This window comes from Acidiphilium sp. C61 (assembly GCF_905116885.1).
GTDB lineage: Bacteria > Pseudomonadota > Alphaproteobacteria > Acetobacterales > Acetobacteraceae > Acidiphilium.
Genome location: NZ_CAJHNI010000005.1, coordinates 1 through 20,897, shown reverse-complemented (window position 1 = coordinate 20,897; position 20,897 = coordinate 1). Strand labels below are relative to the sequence as shown.

Annotated in this window: 17 protein-coding genes, 1 tRNA gene and 1 pseudogene; 8 read left to right on the top strand and 11 right to left on the bottom strand. The window is 61.5% G+C overall.

Annotated elements, in window-relative coordinates; translation table 11 throughout:
- The first annotated feature begins 120 nt into the window (after positions 1–120).
- The 3 genes from HUW10_RS18650 (at position 121) to HUW10_RS03020 (ending at position 2,007) form a co-directional block, all read left to right on the top strand.
- Entirely contained in the window at positions 121–447 is a 327-nt protein-coding gene (locus HUW10_RS18650; RefSeq protein ID WP_174502153.1) for a PadR family transcriptional regulator, read from the top strand.
- Positions 448–450: 3 nt separating this feature from the next.
- Positions 451–1,017, top strand: coding sequence for a hypothetical protein (locus HUW10_RS03025; protein WP_174502152.1), 567 nt, complete (start codon positions 451–453; stop codon positions 1,015–1,017).
- A gap of 78 nt (positions 1,018–1,095) precedes the next feature.
- Positions 1,096–2,007 (top strand): DUF4238 domain-containing protein, encoded by a 912-nt coding sequence (locus HUW10_RS03020; protein WP_174502151.1) that lies wholly within the window; start codon positions 1,096–1,098, stop codon positions 2,005–2,007.
- 139 nt (positions 2,008–2,146) lie between these two features.
- Here HUW10_RS03020 and HUW10_RS03015 read toward each other — a convergent pair whose 3' ends face one another.
- Together HUW10_RS03015 and HUW10_RS03010 are read right to left on the bottom strand one after the other, a co-directional pair.
- Complete coding sequence (locus HUW10_RS03015; RefSeq protein WP_174502150.1) at positions 2,147–3,109, bottom strand: 5'-nucleotidase; 963 nt, start codon at positions 3,107–3,109, stop codon at positions 2,147–2,149.
- A 67-nt stretch (positions 3,110–3,176) separates the two neighbouring features.
- Complete coding sequence (locus tag HUW10_RS03010; protein ID WP_174502149.1) at positions 3,177–4,004, bottom strand: hypothetical protein; 828 nt, start codon at positions 4,002–4,004, stop codon at positions 3,177–3,179.
- Between the two features lie 488 nt (positions 4,005–4,492).
- On the opposite strand from HUW10_RS03010, the gene HUW10_RS03005 reads away from it, so the two are divergent.
- A complete protein-coding gene (locus tag HUW10_RS03005; protein WP_174502148.1) occupies positions 4,493–4,705 on the top strand; it encodes a hypothetical protein in 213 nt (70 codons plus the stop codon).
- Between the two features lie 304 nt (positions 4,706–5,009).
- Here the strand turns inward: HUW10_RS03005 and HUW10_RS03000 are convergent, their stop codons facing one another.
- On the bottom strand, positions 5,010–6,386 hold the full coding sequence (locus HUW10_RS03000; RefSeq protein WP_201712576.1) for an anti-phage deoxyguanosine triphosphatase: 1,377 nt from the start codon (positions 6,384–6,386) through the stop codon (positions 5,010–5,012).
- Between the two features lie 390 nt (positions 6,387–6,776).
- Between HUW10_RS03000 and HUW10_RS02995 the strand changes: the two genes are divergently transcribed.
- Complete coding sequence (locus HUW10_RS02995; protein ID WP_174502147.1) at positions 6,777–7,355, top strand: recombinase family protein; 579 nt, start codon at positions 6,777–6,779, stop codon at positions 7,353–7,355.
- Positions 7,352–7,681: a hypothetical protein gene (locus HUW10_RS02990; RefSeq protein WP_174502146.1), complete on the top strand. Its 330-nt coding sequence runs from the start codon at positions 7,352–7,354 to the stop codon at positions 7,679–7,681. Before HUW10_RS02995 ends, HUW10_RS02990 begins: the two co-directional genes overlap by 4 nt.
- A gap of 46 nt (positions 7,682–7,727) precedes the next feature.
- Here HUW10_RS02990 and HUW10_RS02985 read toward each other — a convergent pair whose 3' ends face one another.
- The 5 genes from HUW10_RS02985 to HUW10_RS02965 all read right to left on the bottom strand — a co-directional run bounded on the left by HUW10_RS02985 (position 7,728) and on the right by HUW10_RS02965 (position 14,719).
- Positions 7,728–8,417: a hypothetical protein gene (locus HUW10_RS02985; RefSeq protein ID WP_174502145.1), complete on the bottom strand. Its 690-nt coding sequence runs from the start codon at positions 8,415–8,417 to the stop codon at positions 7,728–7,730.
- Positions 8,417–9,637, bottom strand: a complete 1,221-nt coding sequence (locus tag HUW10_RS02980; protein WP_174502144.1) for a site-specific integrase — start codon at positions 9,635–9,637, stop codon at positions 8,417–8,419. Before HUW10_RS02980 ends, HUW10_RS02985 begins: the two co-directional genes overlap by 1 nt.
- Positions 9,638–11,066: 1,429 nt before the next feature.
- Positions 11,067–13,616, bottom strand: coding sequence for a hypothetical protein (locus HUW10_RS02975; protein WP_174502143.1), 2,550 nt, complete (start codon positions 13,614–13,616; stop codon positions 11,067–11,069).
- Positions 13,543–14,016: a PriCT-2 domain-containing protein gene (locus HUW10_RS02970; RefSeq protein WP_174502142.1), complete on the bottom strand. Its 474-nt coding sequence runs from the start codon at positions 14,014–14,016 to the stop codon at positions 13,543–13,545. Before HUW10_RS02970 ends, HUW10_RS02975 begins: the two co-directional genes overlap by 74 nt.
- A gap of 91 nt (positions 14,017–14,107) precedes the next feature.
- Positions 14,108–14,719 carry a bifunctional DNA primase/polymerase gene (locus HUW10_RS02965; protein WP_174502141.1) on the bottom strand — a complete coding sequence of 204 codons (612 nt, stop codon included), beginning with the start codon at positions 14,717–14,719 and terminating at the stop codon, positions 14,108–14,110.
- 640 nt (positions 14,720–15,359) lie between these two features.
- On the opposite strand from HUW10_RS02965, the gene HUW10_RS02960 reads away from it, so the two are divergent.
- Complete coding sequence (locus HUW10_RS02960; RefSeq protein ID WP_174502140.1) at positions 15,360–15,806, top strand: hypothetical protein; 447 nt, start codon at positions 15,360–15,362, stop codon at positions 15,804–15,806.
- 1,043 nt (positions 15,807–16,849) lie between these two features.
- Entirely contained in the window at positions 16,850–18,067 is a 1,218-nt protein-coding gene (locus HUW10_RS02955; protein WP_174502139.1) for a hypothetical protein, read from the top strand.
- A 1,227-nt stretch (positions 18,068–19,294) separates the two neighbouring features.
- On the opposite strand, the gene HUW10_RS02950 is transcribed toward HUW10_RS02955, so the two are convergent.
- From HUW10_RS02950 to HUW10_RS02940, 3 genes and pseudogenes are all read right to left on the bottom strand, one after another.
- A tRNA-Val gene (locus tag HUW10_RS02950) sits at positions 19,295–19,367 on the bottom strand.
- A gap of 61 nt (positions 19,368–19,428) precedes the next feature.
- Positions 19,429–20,194, bottom strand: a pseudogene (locus HUW10_RS02945) (SDR family NAD(P)-dependent oxidoreductase).
- A 35-nt stretch (positions 20,195–20,229) separates the two neighbouring features.
- A partial coding sequence (locus HUW10_RS02940; protein ID WP_236656177.1) for an AMP-binding enzyme occupies positions 20,230–20,897 on the bottom strand: 668 nt, incomplete at its 5' end.

The following is a 20,897-nucleotide window of genomic DNA, read 5'->3' as shown; positions in this document are numbered from 1 at the left end:
AAAAACATTGTCACGAAGCTCATTGGACCTTTCGCAGACACACTCCCTCGCAGACACACTCCCTCGCAGACACACTCCCTCGCAGACACACTCCCTCGCAGACACATTCGCAAAACAGAAATGCCACGTAGAACCCTTGGAACTTTTGAACTTACTGTACTCAGGACATTGATCCAGCAGCCAGAGGACGCTTACGGCGTCACGTTGTTGGACCGAATCTCGGAGAGGACTGGTCACGATGCGAGTATTGGAGCGTTGTATACGACCCTTGACCGAATGGAACGCAAGGGGCTCGTTTCATCATGGTGGGGAGAAGCGACCGCCGAACGCGGCGGACGGCGGAAGCGCTTTTATAGAATCGAGACCGCCGGACGAGAAGCAGTCCATCAAACGGAAGAACACCTGCGTCATCTATTGGGGGCCGACGGCGCGTTCGCAGGGGCGTGATCAATGAGTGTTGGCATAGTCGAGCAGGAAAATACTGAGAAGAGAAGTATCGATAACGAAACGACGCGAGCCGTGTTGAAGGCCCTTGATAGCATTGAGCGAGGGTTTGTGGTCGAGTTCGGCGCAAATGCCATATTGCCGTTTCCGCTTCCGCGGATCATGAGGCGCCCTGAGAAGGCTGTGCTTCGAAAACGGTGCGAGGCAATAGTCAAAGGTTCCGAAGCGATCTCTGATTTTGAGCAATATGTCAAAGACACAGAGCGCTTGATGCTTGCGGCCCGCAACAGTAGCAACACAACCGAAACCGATGCGACGTTCGTCAGACCGTACAAAGTGGTCGCCATGCTGGTCAATGTTCTCGCGCCGCGCACTGGTGAAGGGATGCTTGGCGACCTCGACGAAGAGTTCGTACGACGCGAGTCAGTGGATGGAATTGAAGCGGCGCGACGTTGGTATCGCCGACAGACGACCATCGTGCTGCTTAGCCTGCTTTGTCGCTTCGTTGTACGCGGCGACGACTTGCTCCGCGCCTTCGATCATCTCTGGCGCACGGTTTCAAGCTTATTTTAGTGGACGACCACATCATTGCTGAGTGGGTCGTAGCTCCCGACTGCGGTGGATGAACCCTGTTCTTGTAACGTCGGACTGATGAAGAAGCGCCGCCACCACCACGTCTGGAAAGCATATCTTCGCGCATGGGCGACGAAAGATCGACTTATGGTGCTTCAGGACAATCGTATCCGTTCTGCGAACGTCAACGACGTTGCGGTCCAGAGGGACTTCTACAAGCTGCATGCTCTGACACCGTCGGAAATCGCGTTCATCCGGACATTCTGGATCGAGCATTCGCCACCGGAGTCTCGGGACCTGCACGAAGACACGCTGCGGAGATTATCCGTTTGGGCCATACTCAGGGAAGCGTTGACCGAAGCGCAGGCCTCGGCCAACCCTCAGCTTGTCGCCCTCTTGGACGAACAGGTCCACAATGCCGAAGAAGATTACCACTCGGTGCTTGAGACACGCGCGGCGCCACTGATCAAGGCGGCTCGGAAAGGGGACCTCTGTTTCTACGACGATGATGGCAATGCCATCCTAATTTCGCACTTCATATGCTTGCAGCATTTTAGGACGGCCGCACTACGGCGCCGCGTTCTCGCGCGATGCGCCACCCTCAACCTTCCCGCGGATATGGAACGATGCTGGAACGTCATTTCCCACATTCTCGCGGCCAATGTCGGTTTGACCCTGTTCGCCCAGCGAAAGATACGGCCGCTTGCTCTCTTGGAAAACAAGACGTCCATGTCTTTCATCGCCGGCGATCAACCTACCGTGAACCTTCTCGGTGGCGAGATGGACGATGCTCCGCCGGGTCATCTGGCGCTCTACTATCCTGTCTCATCGAGATATGCGCTCCTGCTCGATGACGTAAAACTGCCGACCCGGATCGCTGAGCGGCCGGTGACTGAAGATGTCGTGATGCGATTGAATCAAAGGGTTGTACGCGGGAGTGAGAGACAGGTGTTCGCTGACACCGAGGACGCGCTCGCACCTTACGTATGAGCGGCGCACGCGCACGCGTGATTATCGGCAGATCCTTCGATGGCGGCATACGCTATCGCGCCTTGTCTTGGACCCGATCAACGCGAGTGGGTTCGCTGGCGACAGCCGCTTCCGCATTTCATCTTTTTGACGATCCAACCTATCCGGCGGGAATGACCGGGTCCTCCGGCGAATGCGGCCCGGGCACCAACCCAGATGGCACGTAATCGCTCGCACCGACGACGTGTGTTTCCTGATCGTCGAAGAAGATGTGCGCCCTACAGGCGCGCAGGAAAGGTCCCTTCGCGTGCCGTCCGACAAAATGAGCCTCGTCGGCCGGCGTGCCCCAAGCGCGGAGCGTGTGGATGACACGCTCATGTGCAGGTGCGTTTCGGGCCGTGACAATCGAGAGCCGGACCCGACTGGTTCCATCGTCCCGCATGAAGGCTTGCCGGATCAGCGCGAGCTTCGGGAAAAAGGTCCGTCCGAATGGTCCTCGCTCCATCGGTATATGCGCGTTCGCACGCTCATGCTCTAGGAACTGGTTCAGCCCATGGTCACGGTAAATCCGGTCAGACGCCTCGCTGAACAGGACGGCGTCGCCGTCCAGCGCGATCCGCACCTCGTCCTTGGGAGCACGGTCATCCTCTCCGCTCGCGGCTCCGGGAGTAGGCCCAAGCCGGGCGGCGGCCGTGCCAGCGGTGATCGCCGATTGAACATCGTCATCGGCGTTCGAGAGAAAGAGGTCGATACCCCACGCGGCGACAAATGGGGCTACCGTGCGACCGCTTGTGAAACTGCCGTGCTGGACACTCAGTTCGTAGTGCTCGAACGAGTTGAAGGCACGCAGCGACAGGTCCGGTGAATTTCGCGACAGCAGGATCACCTTTACCATCGGCGCCGGTCCCTCGGCGTTCAGAGCAAGCAACCGACGTGTCACCTCGAAGGCCGCGCCGGGTTTCAGGGGCACCCTCTCGCGTTCGCGCTGCAACTGAGCGTATGCCTCGACGCCCCGCTGGGTGAAAACGTCGTGCTCTTCAGTGAGATCAAACATGGCGCGCGTGGAGACACCGACAACCAGCGGCAGCGCGACGGTCTGCTGGCCGTCAGGTGAGGTGGTCATTGCCGTCCTCCATACACATCATCCCACCATCACACTCATGCCCGCCGCGCCGTCAACAGTGTTGAGTTTAGCGCCGCCTCTGTGCCTGCTTCATGGCGTCCTGCTGACGCCACTCTGAGACTTTGCTTGCGGCATTTGCAACGTCGTTGATGTGCCAGACCCGAGCCAAGAACAGACGGTGTCGGTAAAGCGGCCGCTTGAACCGGTGCGGCAGGCGTCCATCCGCGTCCCACCGATTAAGTTCCTTCTCAGTGCAACCGAGCAATTCCATTGTCTTAGACGGCCAGATACAGGCCTTCCGAAGTTGAATCGTCGCATGCCGCTCCGATTCCGTCGCGATTTTGTTGCGGTCCGACGCCATCAGACGGGCGAGAAACAGCAGCCTATCGCCATCAAAAAGTGCATCCTTTTCAGCGCAGAGCGCTGCGAGACGAGAACTTTCTTTCTCTTGCCACTGCGCCGCGGCGGCTTCCCGAATCCGCTTTGCTTGCTCTTCGCGTTCCTTCCTCGCATCGGGGTCGTTCCTGAGCTGCCGTTTCCACGCGCGCTTTGCGGCCTTGGTAGCCTTGGTCGCCAACCAATCACGGAACGTATCGACAAGTTGCGGAGGAAGGTGTTCAAACATAGTCTCGCACTGCAGCGGAGAGAGACACATCGCTGCGGAGCGTAGATACCGCTCGGCCTCTGTATGATCAGTGTTCCAGCGCCACATAGCGCGTTCGTAAATTCGCGCCGCCTTCGTGGACATCATCGGCTTTGCCGGAGGCAACCCAGCATGCTTCTGATCGTCCGTATTCCCGGATTCGATGCGGTTGAGGCCCGTGTGGATGATGTTGCTTGCAATGGCATTGAAGCTGCTGACGGGGTCGTGTTCCGTCGGGTGACCGTTGTGCATAGAATTCTCAATTCAAAAACAGTTTTCAAAAGGACTGACCCGCCTCGAATCTCAGCGAGCCTGACGGGCGAAAATGTTCTTCTCGACCGACATCGGCAAATGACCGATGCATCATTAACGCACATCTCCCATTCCGCGCGCAATATCTCGTGGATCTGCTTCGATCTAAATTCGCTGTAACACACTGCCGCAGGTCGAATGTGGGAAGCACCCTGTCCGGCGTCACGCACGCGCTCAGCCGCCGCTTGTAGTCGCGCAGGCGCCCACGCCATCGGCGCCTGCATCCGGGAATTGCACGGATCGCTCGAAAGGGATCGACGTGAATCGGCATGTCGTCGCCCCGGTGCCCCGGTCTCTCATTTGCGACCCGAACGAGGTTTACCAATACAGGGCGATGGTCACGTCCAATCTGAAAGGCGCCCTATGCGGAAGGAGTCGGCTGATTACGACGGCTAAATAGGTCACCCCGTCAAAATGGAGTTCTTCCGATGATCCACTATCAAGGCAAAATCCCGCCCACACATCCTTACGTTGCAGAAATCACACTCGATCCTGCCGACTATTATCGGTTCAGCTGCCTGACCGAAGATGCGCCCGAGCTGCGTGTTCTCGATGTCGACAAATCGCAGCCTGATATCTGGACCGTGTTTGTCGCCTGCGCGAGCGCGGAAGCAGCATCGCGGCTGAAATCCGCATGGTAATCGACATGATCAGCGTGATCTTGATCGGTCGATAAGGTATGCGTGTGCAGGCAGCCCATGCCGCCGACAAGGCCTCGGCCTGCTGCAGGACGTTCTGACCGGCACCGTCCTGCAGGTCAGCGGATGAATTCAGCTTGACAGATAGTTTTGACCGGTCAGGTCGAGTGCTCTCACGTGTTATATGCCGCGACCTCGTGACCGCCGGAAGAACCAACAGATCAACGCACGTCACGACCTATTTTTGAGGCAACAACTCGGCCAGAAGGCTCAGCCATCGCCGTCCGAAAAGTTCCCTATGAACACGTCATAGTCTGTCAAACACGGATCCGATACGGGGGGAGAATAGCTGTTGATATCGCTTGGTCGCGTATTCATCAGTCATGCCAGCGATATAATCGCAGATGACCCGATGTTGCTTGACCACTTTGTCCACTTTGCCCCCAGCATTTTCCCAACGCTGCGCATCCCCCTTTGGCAGCAGCCGTTCCGGATCGGTTGCGAAAGCTTCGAACAACTCGGTAACGATCTTTTGGCCTTTGAATTCCAGTTGCTGCACGGTTGCTGACCGAATGACCCTGTTGACCACCAAATCTTTCAAGATATTGAGAACTTGGCGAGCGCCGTCTGCCAAGACCGCCCTGAACGCAAAGATCGGTTCGATAAAACAAAAAGGATTGGATGTTTCAAGTTTCGTATGCTGTACGCAGAAGCCAACCAGTTTCCCGATGGCATTCTTCCGCTCGTATGTCTCAGTCGAGAACAGGCTTTTGATCAGATCATCGTATACCAAGCCATCGAGCCATTTGCAGAATGGCTGAAGATTCGCTTCACTCGCATCCTTGCGAAATGCTGTCTCATCAATCAGTTTCAATCCAATCGCATCCTCAAGATCGTGAACGCCGTAGGCGATGTCGTCCGCGATCTCCATGATCGACGTATCAAGTGTCTTGTGCTTGGTCTTCCAATGCTTCCCCGCCTCCTTTTCCTCGAACTCTGTGCTGACGCGATTCCAGTCGAGCGGATTTATCTCTTCCGACAACCAGTCCACGAGCCCACATTCTGTATCGAGATAGCATTTGGGGGGCTTGAACGGCTCGGCCTTGAAGACAGACCGAATTGGCCGATCCACCTCTGGATAAACGTTGCTGTCGACGACGAGACTATACGGGGCTGGATATTTCAGGACGCCGAGCAGCGTCCTGCGGGTGAGATTCATCCCCAAACACTTATGATACGGTTCGAGATGGCTCATGATTCGAAGTGTCTGACCGTTGCCCTCGAAGCCGCCGTAGTTGAGCATGCAGCGATTGAGCGCGACCTCACCGCCGTGACCGAACGGCGGGTGTCCTAGATCATGCGCCAAGCAGATCGTGCGGATCAATATCGGATCAGGAAGAATTTCTGCATAATATGATCCATTATGGTCACGCTTCAGTTGCAAAGCAATGCTTTCACCAATTTGACTGACCTCTAGTGAGTGTGTGAGGCGAGTGCGATAGAAATCGCTATCACCTATGCCTAGGACCTGCGTTTTTGACTGCAGTCGCCTGAAGGCGGCCGAATGAATAATTCGCGCGTAGTCTCGTTGATATGGATCCCGATTGTCCTTGGCAACACATTCTTGTCGCATTTGCCATTTGTTGTTAACGGCACATTCTTGGTGCTTATGACCTCTGTCCATATCTGCAACCTTCCTTCTCAATGGCGGTCAATACGTTCCTGAATTGGCATTCACTGTCTACCCAGAACAATGCCGTACACAGTGACCGGCCGGAACGAACCGCCTGACCGGCATCGGGCGCTTTCAGTGTCAAGTGACGGCGTCGGTTCTGTGGCCCATGACCGAGCGCCTCTGAGACCGTCGTTGTCGCCAACCTCGACGACCATCATCTTCCTCGCACCCGACCGCTGCGCGATCTTTCCTGCAAACGGTGGTTTTCGGGTCAACGCGTTATGTCTCCGAAAACCGTATCCGAAAACTGCAGAAAAAAGCTGACAGATTGTCGCGCTATCATATCCTGAAACTGGTCGTCCGAGAACGGACGGCGTGGATGAGTTTCGGGAGAACAGGATGCTTATCGGTTACGCTCGCGTCTCGACGGGTGACCAGAACCACGACCTGCAGCACGACGCCCTTCGCGCGGCCGGGTGCGACCGCATCTGGACTGAGACGGCGAGCGGGGCACGGACGGACCGACCGCAGCTGACCGCGCTGCTCGACGCGGCACGAGCCGGTGACACGCTGGTGGTCTGGCGGCTCGACCGGCTCGGTCGGTCGTTGCAGCATCTGATCAAAGTGGCCGAGGACCTCAAGCAGCGAGAGATCGCGCTTCGCAGCTTGACCGAAGGGATCGACACGACGACGACGGCAGGCCGGTTTGTCTACTCCCTTCTCGGGGCGTTGGCGCAGATGGAACGCGAGGTGTTGGTCGAGCGCACGCAAGCCGGCTTGGCAGCGGCGGCAGCGCGAGGCCGAAAGGGCGGTCGTCCGCGCGCGCTCGACGACGGCAAGGTCCGCGCGGCGCAGGCGATGCTTGCGGCGGGAACTCTCAGCGGCGCCGAGATCGCCAAACAACTCGGCGTCGCGCCATCGACGCTGTATCGGACTATCCCCGGCGGACGGCGCGCTGTGCTGGATCACGCAGCATGAACGACCGGGAAAATGGTTTTGACGACCCCGGCGAAGATCGTGATCAACCGGATCACCCGGTCAAATCGTCGCGCTACACAGCCGATCAGATCGAAGACATGCAGGACGTCGCCGCTGTTCTCGGCCTCGATCTGTCGTTCGATCCCCCCGGCGACATCAAACCCAATCTCTTCACCGACATCCTAGAGACGATGACGCCAGCGGAATACGACCGCCATCTCGACGAGATGGCCGCGCTCCTGCGAGCCGCCATTTCGGCAGCATGGGACCGAGAAGCGAAAAGACAAAAGCGGTTGCAGAAGAAGCGGAAGCGTCGTCGCCAGTGATCGACCGGGCCGATGCCGCAGGTTCCGGGGGGCCTCGAAACCGACCTCAAGAGTGATGATCGGGACCAAGTAGTCGCAGCCGGCGAATCATCTCGGCACTGTCGATCACACCGCTCCAGCGGGCTAGCAGCGGTTCCCTATTGGCGCGAATCCATGAGACGGCAGCGGCCTCGTAGGCCGGGTCCAGCGGACCCACGATGAGATGTGGTTCGGGCTGGACACCAAGGATCGCGGCGTTCGTCGCGTCCATTTGTTCGCTTGGAGAAGTCGCCACGAGCACGACCGCCCGCTGATCGGTCGACAGCATCGTCGGCAGCCAAATCGTGACCGGCAGGCCAGTAGACGACGGAAACAGGACGGCTGTCGTCCAAAAGTCGGCGTCCTCCTCCCGCCATCTATCATTGTGTTGGACGTAGATCGCTTCTGCGATGGCGAGCAGTTCCGGGCTGTCGTTGATGGCGCTGTCGTCCAAGAAACCTAGGTGTGGCGACGAGGGGCTCACCGTCTGCGAGATCGCCGCGGCAACCTCTTTGAAATCCAGACCGTCTTTTTTGAATCTCTCAACAAACGCCCACGCGATTGGCAAATCCGCGAGAGGAACGTGGCCGCCGTCCGCGAGCCTGAGCACAAGCTGCAGCTCGTACGACGTGAAGGTCAGTTCTGCACCGCGCCATGGGATGCGGTGTTCGACATGGACAATCCCATACACGCTGTCCGTGCTCGTCGTCGCCTCCATCAGGGTGCCGGATCGCTGCGCATCAGTGTGACGATCCGCGTCGCCACGGTATCGGCGGCGGCGATCAACGTCGTGTCGGCGACGTGGATGTAGCGCCGTGTCACAGTATGGCCCCGGTGCCCGAGCAGCGAGCCGATGGTCGCATCGGGCAGCCCGAGATCGGCGGCGACGCTGGCGTACGAGTGGCGCAGCACGTGCGGCGTCACGTCGCGTGGTAGCCCCGCGGCACGATAGACGACCCGCTCCCATACGCGTCGAAAATTGGCTATCGGCGCATCCCCGCCGGCCGACTTGAAGACGAATTCACCCGGCGCCATCGCCTCTATCATCTGACACGCAGTCGTGCACAGCGGTCGCATCGACGCGCCGGTCTTGGTCGCGGCAAGTCGAGCGGTTGATCGCGCCACGTCGATCTCCGCGTATCGCAGCCCGAGAACCTCGCCGCGCCGCCAGCCCGTGAGCGCGAGGAAACGGATCGCGGCGAGTGCAGGCGGCCATTCGCCCCCGGCCTCGGCCACATCCAGCGCAGTGCCGAGCGCACGGTATTCGGCGTCATCGAGCCGGCGCTCGCGGCGGCCGTCAGCCGGCTTGATCACCAGCCGGCAGGGATTGTCCTCGCGGAGCCCGCGCCGTACGGCGTACGTCATGATGGCTCCGAGCAGCCCCATCGTCCGGCTCGCGGCACCGCGTCCACCACGGACGTGCGACACGGCACGGAGCCTATCGAGCTTGACCCGTTTGTGCGTTTTGCCCGCGATGATGTCGATCATCATGCGCTCGATGTCCTGCCGCGAGATCGAGGCGACCGGCAGGTGGCCGACCAGAGGACGAATATGTGCGTCGACGCGGCAGTGGTCGGTCGCGATGGTGCTCGCGCTCTTTGCGACCCCGCGCCGCGTCAGTATCCGGCCGGCCGCGGCATCAGCGAGATACTCGTCACAGAGGTCCGCCATCGAAATCACCTGATGCTCGATCTGGCGCTCGCCGCTCGGGTCACCGCCATCGATCACGATCCGTAACAGCCTGATCGCCTCGGCCCTCGCCTCGTCCGGTGTCCATGGCGATCCATGACGGCCTATCGTGTAGGTCCGCTGCCGACCTTCCTTTGTTCGATATCGAAAAACATAGGTCGGCCGTCCACGCTGCCGGCGCGCACCGAAACCAATGACCATGGTGTCCCACACGGTCTCGCCGACTTTGAGCCCCTCGACGATCCGCAATCCAATCCGTGCGCCCAGCTTCCGTACCCCTTCGGTAGCTGGTTCTCACGGATCGGCGATTTGTCTACTGAAATCAGCGAGCATACAGCGAGCAGCAGGTGCCAAAACGCATCGCGTCCTCACCCAAAATCACGAGGATTCCCCTTCCGTCACGACGTTGACATGGCAGGGGTCACAGGTTCAATCCCTGTCGCGCCCACCACTCAAATCCGCGAAATCACACTGTTTTCTCGAAGACGGCCCGGTTGTACCTCCGGCTTTGAGGCTGTTCAGCGAGCACACAGCGAGCGACGCACGCCTTGTTTCCTGCGGTTCTCAGCCGATGGGAAGCGGAGCGAGCGGCGGCATCGAGGTGATGTCCGAGATGGTGGGATAGGTCTCGGGGACGGTCGTTCGAGGCGCCTCGGCTGGCACGACTCGGTCGCAGGTACCGGCGGTAGGAACCAGCCAGCGAGCAACCAGCGAGCAGGCGCAGCCTATAGATCACGCCGTCGTGAGGCTCGGTAGGGGCGGTTACGGACGGCAGAATGCGGCGGAACGGTCATCCCCACGGTCACCCAGACCGCCTGTCGGGCGCATCCTGACCGTCTCTGGACCGCTGCGGCGAGCGTCGACCGTGGCGTCGCGACTGCCGGCACTGGGTCGCGCGCGGCACGTGGGAGGAAGGTCATCCCCACGGTCATCCAGACCGTCGGCCGAGCGCAGGAGATGATCTCGGCGCCGCTGGCGCTCTGGATCATCAAGCCGGACGCTCGCCGCTGAACGGTCCCGCGAGCCGTCCTTCGGCCGTGTCCATCGGCACGCGATGCGCACGTCGATAATCGCGAGGATGTTCGGCGCATCGGATTCCGACATGGCGTCGCCCGAGAGGCCGGATCGATCCGAGAGATGCTCATCCACACCATCACCCAGATCGTCTTGCGGGAGCGCCTTGACCGTCTCGACACCGGTGCCGCGAGGAACCGGAGCGGCGGTGTCATGGCGCGCGAGAGCCGGCGGGAGGACGCGCGAGGTAGGGCGCGATGGTCACCCTCACGGTCGCAGGGACCGTCTTCCCGAGCGCCTGAGATCATCTCGGCGCCGCTGGCGCTCTGGATCATCGGCCCGGACGCCGCGAGATGAACGGTTCCGAGACCGTCTCCATGAGCATGCGCCGATGACCACGCCGATATTCGGCGCACCGGATTCCGTCATGTGGTCTGGCATGAGGGTTGGCGCGATCCGCGCGAGATGATCACTCCCACGGTCACCGAGACCGTCTTCCTGAGCGCTTCCCGACGATCCCCGGATCGCGGCGCGTCACAGAGGATCGCCTGCGCGCTGTGACGGACGGTATCCGCGACCGGCTGCCGAAAGCATCGATCATGGTTGGGTGATGATCGTGTCCGTCGGCGATCACCGCTTCCTCCGGTGATCGCCTCGGGTGCCCCTACGCCGCCTTCTGCGGGTGAGCCTCAATGTGGACCCGCGTGTACGAGAGCGACGCGAGCCTTGCGTTCGACCATTCGCGGATGGTCTCGCCCATCGAGACAGCGTACTGCGGCGCCTGTTCTGTGGCCGCGTGACACCGATTCCTGCGTGTCTCGGCGAGATCGATGATCGCCGTGGTGGCCGTCGGTTCGTCCATGAGGTCCTCGGCGTCGTTCTCGTGGTTGACCGGGGCCTGCATCCCCGTGACCTCGAAGCACGCCAGCGGGCCGTGCATCTGTTCGAGTTGGTCACGCAGCCAATCGATGCGACCCGGCATGCACAGCGCCTCGCGCTTCTTCTGGCGTGCGCCCCGCGCCTGATACCGGATCAGGAATGCAGACGGGGACAAATCCATATAAGTAGTAATTATAGGGGTTTGTCCCCGTGTGACCTGCGCGCGCCGCAGCGCCTTCTTCGCGGCCTCCTCGGAACAGAACAGGTCCGGATAGACACGGCAGGCGTCCGAAGGCGACAGGAGCGCCGCACCGCGCCCGAGCATCTTCTCGACGACATCCGGTGTGATCTCGCGCCACGACGTCAACGTATCCACCGAGAACGGCAGGACGACATCGTTGAGCACGAAGATGCGTGCCGGATTGTCCGCCGTTCGGTTGACGCCGCGAGCACGCCCGACCGCCTGAATCACTTCTGCGTCCGTGATCGCGCGCCGGATGCTTTCGAGTGAGGGATCGACGAAACCCTTCCGAGAAATCGGTTCGCCACGACCATCACGCATCAGGATGTAATCGACGACGTCCGTCAGCTCGGTGATCTCGGGATGCATGCCGGTCAGCGCGACCGCATGGTCACGGTGAGTATGTTGCGTCGCGAGCGGTCGGCCGATCACGAATAGACAGTCCACCACGCCGAAAGCATCGAGACCGGCGATGGCATTGAAATGTGCCACATCGACGCCGGGGATGCCGGTGAATTCGGCTTCTGCGCCGTGATACGTGATCACCAAGCCGGTGCCGTCACCCACCTGCAGCCGAATGAAATCCCGGATGTTACGGATGCGACGGGCGCGCCGTCTGTCCTCGGCGGTGCCCCCCTCGGTAGGAAGCACGGACGTCTTGCCAAAACCACCTGTGAGGAGACCTTTCTTGTCGACCGTCGGGAGCACTTGCGTCACATGCTGATGCGGCGTGGCGGCGCGCAATGAGGCCGTCAGACGCATGTGCGGAAGGAAAGCCCTGACCTGATCAAGGGCCAGTGTGGCATCGAGGTGTAGGATGGGAAGCCGCGAGAGGGCCTCATTGACCTGATGTCGTCCGTACAGGGCCAGCTTCGCCTGCCTGCCCGAAGAGCAACGTTCCTCGATCTTCTGCAGCCGACCGTCCTCCGCGCCGGAGAGCATCGCCTCGATGGCACGCCACATCTCTGCACGGCGCGCGAGAGTGCGGTTCACAGCAGCCTTGTCCAAGGCCGCTTCCCGATCCGCGGCGCTCATCGTCGGCCGGAGTAGGCGTGTCGTGTCCACCTTGCGCGCCCACTCCAGCTTGGCTGCCGCCTGCGCGTCGGCGATGGTCAGCAGGCCGTTGAAGGATGCGGAGGTTAGGAACTCATTTTCGGCCGCGGCGGCCGCTGCACGCTCGACGATGGTGCACCAGCCATAGAGCTTGCGGGTCCCACTCGGATCGGCGGCGCCGTTCGCGAGGACCGGATTGCGACGTACATCGGAGGCGAACGATGAAAGGGTAATGTCACGCTTCTTTTGTACGCCACGCTGCCAGAACCCTTCGTCTACGACCACAATGCCGAAATCGCTGACCGAAATCGGGATCGGCGCAAACAGCGCGTTGGTGGCCGCGATGATGACGTCGGCGGATGCGGCGGCTTGCTTCTGCTGCAAGTACTGACAGCCACCCCGAAACGGGCACTGCGGCCCTCCCTGAGTGCCGCAGACAGTCTTTCCCACGTCGGCGTGGACGGCTTGCGCTTCATTGATCGCGTCGAGGTCACGGCACATTGTCTGACCCGAGCCGGGATCAATGGTATCGCGACCGCGCCAGATGATAGCTTTGATCCCGAGCAGCCTGAACTCCTTCAGTGTCTCATCCGCGAGCCTATGGTGGGGCACGAGCCAGAGCACCCGGTGCGGGCTCCCGGCCGCGCGCGCCTCAGATATGAAGCGGTGCACCTCTCGTCGCACGGCGGAGGATTTTCCAAGGCCAACATCGACGTGCATGGCGAAATGAAGACCGGCTACGCCGGCGTCACCGCTTCCGCTTCGGTGCCACGTCAGAACTTTGTCGATGACGTTCTGGATCTCCCGCACCATTTTGACGCGGACCGCCGCCGCGCTGGCAAGAGCCGGTTCGTGGCGCGGTCCATGGAAACCCGGCACCCGGAGTTTGGCGCACAGAGCGTGGATCGGCCAGTTGGCCGGGTTCCCGGCTTCGAGCCGAGCGTTGATGGCGGTGGGATCGATGACTTCACCCGCGTTCGACTTCGCAGCAATCTGATCGCAGACCGCCGCGATATGCTTCTCGTACTGCTCCGGGGTCATCAGAAATCAGCGTCCATGATGACCTGATCGGCGGAACCCCGGCCGATGCGGGCGCATGTTCAAGACGGGCCGAGGAGAGCTTCGCGCGGAAGCTGGGCGTCAGGTAGCCGGGCTCGGCCTCCTTCACGCGGTTGAGAAGATGGCCGAAATCGTGCCGCAGCGCGCCACCGTGGCGAAAGGCACACCATTTCTCGTCGACGGACCGGTGCCGGTAGGCTGGGCTCTTGCGGCTGTACTCGTGAGCGAGATCGCGGCCACGGGCGCTGCCACCGGTCGCGCGATAGATGGCAGACAGCACAGCGACCCAGTCATCGTAGCCCGTGTCAGCCGGGAGGTGGGCCACGATGTCGGCGACATCGTTGTCGGTGTAGTCGCTGCGCTCGCGCCGTGCGGTGCCCACGGTTCCGGGTCTGTCGTCTTCGGCTCATCGTCGCCGATGCCGAAGATCGTGCGGCACCGGGAGAGGAACTCGGCGATCTGGACCGCCTTGATCAGAGGCAGGGTCTCACGCGGAACCCGCGCGAGACCGTCATCCGAGCGGCCCTCAGGCGTGATCCATTCGACGACTCCGAGATCGGGATGGATGCCGTGGACCATGCACTGTTGGCCGAGGCCGAGGATTTCGACCTTGTAGCCGTCGACCTTACCCACCTTCTGCTTTCTCGACTCGCCTTCGGCGCGGTACAGCGCGAGATATCGAGGCGAGTATGGCCGCGAACGCGCTTTGCCGGCGACGGTCCGAGCGTGTCGAGCAGCGCGGCCGTTACCTCGTCGGCGGCATCCGGATCATCAACATCCACGTCGACGGCGTAGAGGCCGGCGCAGAGAATACCGCTGTTCCAGTCGCGAGCCGTGATCGGATCGGTCCACTCTGTTTGGCCAGCACGGGCACGGGCCTTGGTCGGCCAATCGTGCTCCGAGGGGACCTTCTCGGCACTGGCGAGAGGAACTGGAAGGTAACCACAGCGAAAAATAGAGGACCGGAAATACCGCGCTTCTCCCGCCAAGATCAAATGCAGTTCGGCGTCTGAAGCTGATGAAAAATTTCGATCATTGTCAGCGCCGTCATAAATAGAAGTGTTCATCAAAATAATGCCAATCAATGCGCCCGGCGTGTCTGCGCCGGGCGTAGTCTTCTGTCAGTTCGTCTCGAAAAAGCCGCTCGTGGCTGTACGCTTGGGGACAGTGTACCCGGCGTCGATCCACGCTTGCACTTCGGTCGCGTCGTACCGAATCAGCCGCCCAACGCGGTAGAACGGCGGTCCGTAACCACGGGCCGCAGCGTTATCCAGCGTTGAACGGGCGATTCCCAAATTTGGGACAAATTGTCCCGCGTGAGCCAGTTCGTGGTTCGAAATCCATTTTTCGTCTAATTCCGGCATTTTACCCGAGGCCGAATTGCCTCGTCCATATCTATTTAGCTCGCGATCTTCTCCCACCTGCGCCGGCCGCGAACGGGTCTGCGTCCCAGTCGTCACATTTGGTTCGGCTTACGCTGACACCACCCTCACTCGGCCGGGATCGCCGTATCGCCGAACAACGCGCCGGTGAAGAATCATTCAAGAACGTCGATCTGTGGAGCCGGCGTGACCTCTTCGTCCAATGCCCACGATAAGTGGTCCGCTGGTCATGTCGGCCCCGGCTCCTCATGTCGAGTTCGGTGCGCTTGCAATACAATTACGGCACTAATAGAACGGCGCTTTGTTGAGGTGTGCCATTGGATGCAGGTGCAAGGGACTCGTAATGCGCCGTCTGAAATTGGTCTTTCGTGCTATCGCGTACGTCGCAAGCATTGGTCTGGTCGGCTGCACGATGATAGGCGGATGGATTCCCGGCACGATCTATAGCAACGACGGGACTGTCCTGAGCTTCTCCATCCAAAAGGAGTTCCACACGGGCGGCATGAAGGCATTCAATCAAAAGACTGGCGAAGCCTTCACAGGTTCATACGTCGGCGTTTTGCCTTCAGCCCAAGCGAGTTCTTTCGGCGTCGCAAACGTAGGTGGCGGTGTTCCCTCAGGCGAAAGTTTCACTACTGTCCGCTCGAACATGGCCAATGCGAGGGGTTTCCTGCACGGCGACAAGGGAACGATGCTAACCTGCAGCATGCAGATTCAGGCGGGGCTCAATCCGCATGGTATCGGGACTTGCACCGACAATCACGACGAGCACTACGATCTGCAGTTCTGAGAGGAGCAGGGGGCTTGGGGTGCTCTCTTTCCGACGACATGCCCTGCGGGCTGTCCCGTTACATAGGAAGCCGCGACGTGCTCGTCTGCGTTCACTTTTGAATTTGTATCTAAAAATAGGCTTGGCTGCTATTTCCAGCCACTTCACCAACGCGCCGAATGCATGATGAAGTGCCGGGTCGAGACTCGCGAGCCATGCGACCGCTCCCCCCCCTACAATGCTTCCTGCGGTTGCCATTGCCGCGTCTATCGCCTTGTTGAGCTTTTCCGCGCCCCACTTTGCAGTTGCAATGATCGCATTCCGGAGGGGCGACGCCCACCGCTTAACAAATGCGATGGTCGGCTTGGATTTTGACAGTTCGGCGCTGAGTTCTGCGGCGGCATGACGCAGTTCCTCAAGGTTGGCGCCCTCATCTTCTGCAGCTTCGGACTCACTGGCCGGTGGCCGATTGTGGCCAATGCGATAGGTCGAACCTGATCCAGTTCTGCGCGAAGTTGTTCAACCGCGGCCCGCGCTTCTGCACGAGCGGTACGTTCGCCGAGCGTTCCGTACTCAGCGCTAGGTTCGTCTAGAAAGACATCCAGAGCGATAGGTTCGTCGGGGGGGCAGTTTCGTCATAATCTTCACGTGTAGGCTTCGAAGCCCAATCGACCGTGCCTTCAGCTTCTATCTCCTGCACCGCTTCGTCGATGAGCCCTTCTGAAACCAAACTCCCAAACTTCGTATATAGCACGTCACGCGCGTCATGCGGCCCTCCCCAAATCCAGAGGTAGCCGCCTTCGGCGCTTTGATAGGGTGTGCGTTCGGCGGGTCCTCGTAGTTTTGGCCAAACCACTCAATCATTAGCTCCAGCTTTTGCGCCTTCCGCATTCGCCGAAAGGCCGTTCGAGATATGCCAGACGCGGAACCGTCTTCTAAAAATGGGCGATGTTCGGTCATCGTGGGCCATTGGGTCAAAGTGTAGCACTGCTGCCTGCACATAGACTATCGGGTTGCCCTGCGCCACACTGGCCCTTGATCAGGTCAGGGCTTTCCTTCCGCACATGCGTCTGACGGCCTCATTGCGCGCCGCCACGCCGCATCAGCATGTGACGCAAGTGCTCCCGACGGTCGACAAGAAAGGTCTCCTCACAGGTGGTTTTGGCAAGACGTCCGTGCTTCCTACCGAGGGGGGCACCGCCGAGGACAGACGGCGCGCCCGTCGCATCCGTAACATCCGGGATTTCATTCGGCTGCAGGTGGGTGACGGCACCGGCTTGGTGATCACGTATCACGGCGCAGAAGCCGAATTCACCGGCATCCCCGGCGTCGATGTGGCACATTTCAATGCCATCGCCGGTCTCGATGCTTTCGGCGTGGTGGACTGTCTATTCGTGATCGGCCGACCGCTCGCGACGCAACATACTCACCGTGACCATGCGGTCGCGCTGACCGGCATGCATCCCGAGATCACCGAGCTGACGGACGTCGTCGATTACATCCTGATGCGTGATGGTCGTGGCGAACCGATTTCTCGGAAGGGTTTCGTCGATCCCTCACTCGAAAGCATCCGGCGCGCGATCACGGACGCAGAAGTGATTCAGGCGGTCGGGCGTGCTCGCGGCGTCAACCGAACGGCGGACAATCCGGCACGCATCTTCGTGCTCAACGATGTCGTCCTGCCGTTCTCGGTGGATACGTTGACGTCGTGGCGCGAGATCACACCGGATGTCGTCGAGAAGATGCTCGGGCGCGGTGCGGCGCTCCTGTCGCCTTCGGACGCCTGCCGTGTCTATCCGGACCTGTTCTGTTCCGAGGAGGCCGCGAAGAAGGCGCTGCGGCGCGCGCAGGTCACACGGGGACAAACCCCTATAATTACTACTTATATGGATTTGTCCCCGTCTGCATTCCTGATCCGGTATCAGGCGCGGGGCGCACGCCAGAAGAAGCGCGAGGCGCTGTGCATGCCGGGTCGCATCGATTGGCTGCGTGACCAACTCGAACAGATGCACGGCCCGCTGGCGTGCTTCGAGGTCACGGGGATGCAGGCCCCGGTCAACCACGAGAACGACGCCGAGGACCTCATGGACGAACCGACGGCCACCACGGCGATCATCGATCTCGCCGAGACACGCAGGAATCGGTGTCACGCGGCCACAGAACAGGCGCCGCAGTACGCTGTCTCGATGGGCGAGACCATCCGCGAATGGTCGAACGCAAGGCTCGCGTCGCTCTCGTACACGCGGGTCCACATTGAGGCTCACCCGCAGAAGGCGGCGTAGGGGCACCCGAGGCGATCACCGGAGGAAGCGGTGATCGCCGACGGACACGATCATCACCCAACCATGATCGATGCTTTCGGCAGCCGGTCGCGGATACCGTCCGTCACAGCGCGCAGGCGATCCTCTGTGACGCGCCGCGATCCGGGGATCGTCGGGAAGCGCTCAGGAAGACGGTCTCGGTGACCGTGGGAGTGATCATCTCGCGCGGATCGCGCCAACCCTCATGCCAGACCACATGACGGAATCCGGTGCGCCGAATATCGGCGTGGTCATCGGCGCATGCTCATGGAGACGGTCTCGGAACCGTTCATCTCGCGGCGTCCGGGCCGATGATCCAGAGCGCCAGCGGCGCCGAGATGATCTCAGGCGCTCGGGAAGACGGTCCCTGCGACCGTGAGGGTGACCATCGCGCCCTACCTCGCGCGTCCTCCCGCCGGCTCTCGCGCGCCATGACACCGCCGCTCCGGTTCCTCGCGGCACCGGTGTCGAGACGGTCAAGGCGCTCCCGCAAGACGATCTGGGTGATGGTGTGGATGAGCATCTCTCGGATCGATCCGGCCTCTCGGGCGACGCCATGTCGGAATCCGATGCGCCGAACATCCTCGCGATTATCGACGTGCGCATCGCGTGCCGATGGACACGGCCGAAGGACGGCTCGCGGGACCGTTCAGCGGCGAGCGTCCGGCTTGATGATCCAGAGCGCCAGCGGCGCCGAGATCATCTCCTGCGCTCGGCCGACGGTCTGGATGACCGTGGGGATGACCTTCCTCCCACGTGCCGCGCGCGACCCAGTGCCGGCAGTCGCGACGCCACGGTCGACGCTCGCCGCAGCGGTCCAGAGACGGTCAGGATGCGCCCGACAGGCGGTCTGGGTGACCGTGGGGATGACCGTTCCGCCGCATTCTGCCGTCCGTAACCGCCCCTACCGAGCCTCACGACGGCGTGATCTATAGGCTGCGCCTGCTCGCTGGTTGCTCGCTGGCTGGTTCCTACCGCCGGTACCTGCGACCGAGTCGTGCCAGCCGAGGCGCCTCGAACGACCGTCCCCGAGACCTATCCCACCATCTCGGACATCACCTCGATGCCGCCGCTCGCTCCGCTTCCCATCGGCTGAGAACCGCAGGAAACAAGGCGTGCGTCGCTCGCTGTGTGCTCGCTGAACAGCCTCAAAGCCGGAGGTACAACCGGGCCGTCTTCGAGAAAACAGTGTGATTTCGCGGATTTGAGTGGTGGGCGCGACAGGGATTGAACCTGTGACCCCTGCCATGTCAAGGCAGTGCTCCCGCTGAGCTACGCGCCCGCCGATGCGGTGCACCGGGTATTACAGGCCGCGCCCCGCGATGCAAGAGGGTCGGAGCCGGTCAGCGCGGCGCCATCCGCAAGGCACCATCCAACCGAATTGTTTCACCGTTCAGCATCGTGTTCCCGATGATATGGCAGACCAGCGCGGCATATTCCGACGGCCGTCCGAGTCGCGGCGGAAACGGTACGGCGGCGCCGAGGTGTGTTGCGCCTCGTCCGGCAGGCCGGCCATCATCGGGGTTTCGAACACGCCGGGCGCGATCGTCATCACCCGGATTCCGTTGCGCGCCAACTCCCGCGCCAGCGGCAGCGTCATGCCGGCCACCCCGGCCTTCGAGGCGGCATAGGCGGCCTGGCCGATCTGCCCGTCGAACGCCGCGATCGAGGCGGTGTTCACGATCACCCCGCGCTCGCCGCCCTCATCCGGCGCACCTTCCGCCATCGCCGCGGCGGCGAGGCGGATAATGTTGAACGTGCCGATGAGGTTTACCGAAATCACCCGTGCGAACCGCTCGAGCGATGCCGGCCCGTCGCGTCCCAGCACCTTCTCGCCAGCACGATTCCGGCGCAGTTCACCAGCCCGTGCAGCCCGCCAAACGCCGCCCGCGCAGTCGCGACAGCAGCCTCCGCCTGGCCGGCATCCGTCACATCCGTCCGCACGAACCGCGCGGCCGCTCCAAGTTCCGCCGCCAGCGCCATGCCCGGCCCCTCGGCCACATCCGCAAGCATCACGCGCCCGCCCTGCGCGGCAAGTGCACGCGCCGCGGCCGCACCAAGCCCGGAGCCACCGCCGGTGATCAGAAATACCCTGTCGCGAATGTCCATTTTTACTCCACCCCGTCAGATTGCCCGGCGTGCCATCATGCCTGGGCGCCGCCCTCGCCCGAGGCCAACTCTGGAAATGCGCTCTCGGCGAAGCGCACCACCTCGCCCGCCAGCCCAGCCTCGCCGCCCGCCTCGCCGCGCCGCAGCTGCACGCGCCGGATCTTCCCCGAAATCGTTTTAGGCAGATCGGTGACGAACACGATCTCGCGGATGCGCTTGAACGGCGCCAGCCGCGCTCGCGCATGCCGGAAGATCGACAGCGCGGTCGCCCGGTCCGCCACCGCGCCGGGCACCAGCGCGACATAGGCGACCGGCACCGAGAGGCGGATCTCGTCCGGCTTCGGCACCACCGCCGCCTCGGCGACGCTGGCGTGCTCGATCAGCACGCTCTCAAGCTCGAACGGGCTGATCCGGTAATCGGACGACTTGAACACGTCATCCGCGCGCCCGACAAAGGTGAGATAGCCATCGGCGTCGATCTGAGCGACATCGCCGGTCCGGTAATAGGCGCCGTCGGTGCCGCGCAGCGCGCCGGTTGCGGCATCGACATAGCCGCGCATTAGCCCGGCCGGCCGCGCCGCGCCGAGCGGCAGCGCCACCTCGCCCTCGGTCACCGAATCGTTCGCCTGGTCGAGAATGGCGATGCGATAGCCCGGCAGCGGCCTCCCATCGACCCCGGCTTCACCGCCTGGCCCGGCGAATT

Excerpts from the sequence above, each read along its gene's own strand:
- HUW10_RS03015 (WP_174502150.1), bottom strand. The coding sequence starts at position 3,109 with ATGACCACCTCACCTGACGGCCAGCAGACCGTCGCGCTGCCGCTGGTT.
- HUW10_RS03005 (WP_174502148.1), top strand. The coding sequence starts at position 4,493 with ATGATCCACTATCAAGGCAAAATCCCGCCCACACATCCTTACGTTGCA.
- HUW10_RS03025 (WP_174502152.1), top strand. The coding sequence starts at position 451 with ATGAGTGTTGGCATAGTCGAGCAGGAAAATACTGAGAAGAGAAGTATC.
- HUW10_RS03000 (WP_201712576.1), bottom strand. The coding sequence starts at position 6,386 with ATGGACAGAGGTCATAAGCACCAAGAATGTGCCGTTAACAACAAATGG.
- HUW10_RS02985 (WP_174502145.1), bottom strand. The coding sequence starts at position 8,417 with ATGGAGGCGACGACGAGCACGGACAGCGTGTATGGGATTGTCCATGTC.
- HUW10_RS02990 (WP_174502146.1), top strand. The coding sequence starts at position 7,352 with ATGAACGACCGGGAAAATGGTTTTGACGACCCCGGCGAAGATCGTGAT.
- HUW10_RS18650 (WP_174502153.1), top strand. The coding sequence starts at position 121 with ATGCCACGTAGAACCCTTGGAACTTTTGAACTTACTGTACTCAGGACA.
- HUW10_RS02975 (WP_174502143.1), bottom strand. The coding sequence starts at position 13,616 with ATGACCCCGGAGCAGTACGAGAAGCATATCGCGGCGGTCTGCGATCAG.
- HUW10_RS03010 (WP_174502149.1), bottom strand. The coding sequence starts at position 4,004 with ATGCACAACGGTCACCCGACGGAACACGACCCCGTCAGCAGCTTCAAT.
- HUW10_RS02995 (WP_174502147.1), top strand. The coding sequence starts at position 6,777 with ATGCTTATCGGTTACGCTCGCGTCTCGACGGGTGACCAGAACCACGAC.
- HUW10_RS03020 (WP_174502151.1), top strand. The coding sequence starts at position 1,096 with ATGAAGAAGCGCCGCCACCACCACGTCTGGAAAGCATATCTTCGCGCA.
- HUW10_RS02955 (WP_174502139.1), top strand. The coding sequence starts at position 16,850 with ATGCGTCTGACGGCCTCATTGCGCGCCGCCACGCCGCATCAGCATGTG.
- HUW10_RS02960 (WP_174502140.1), top strand. The coding sequence starts at position 15,360 with ATGCGCCGTCTGAAATTGGTCTTTCGTGCTATCGCGTACGTCGCAAGC.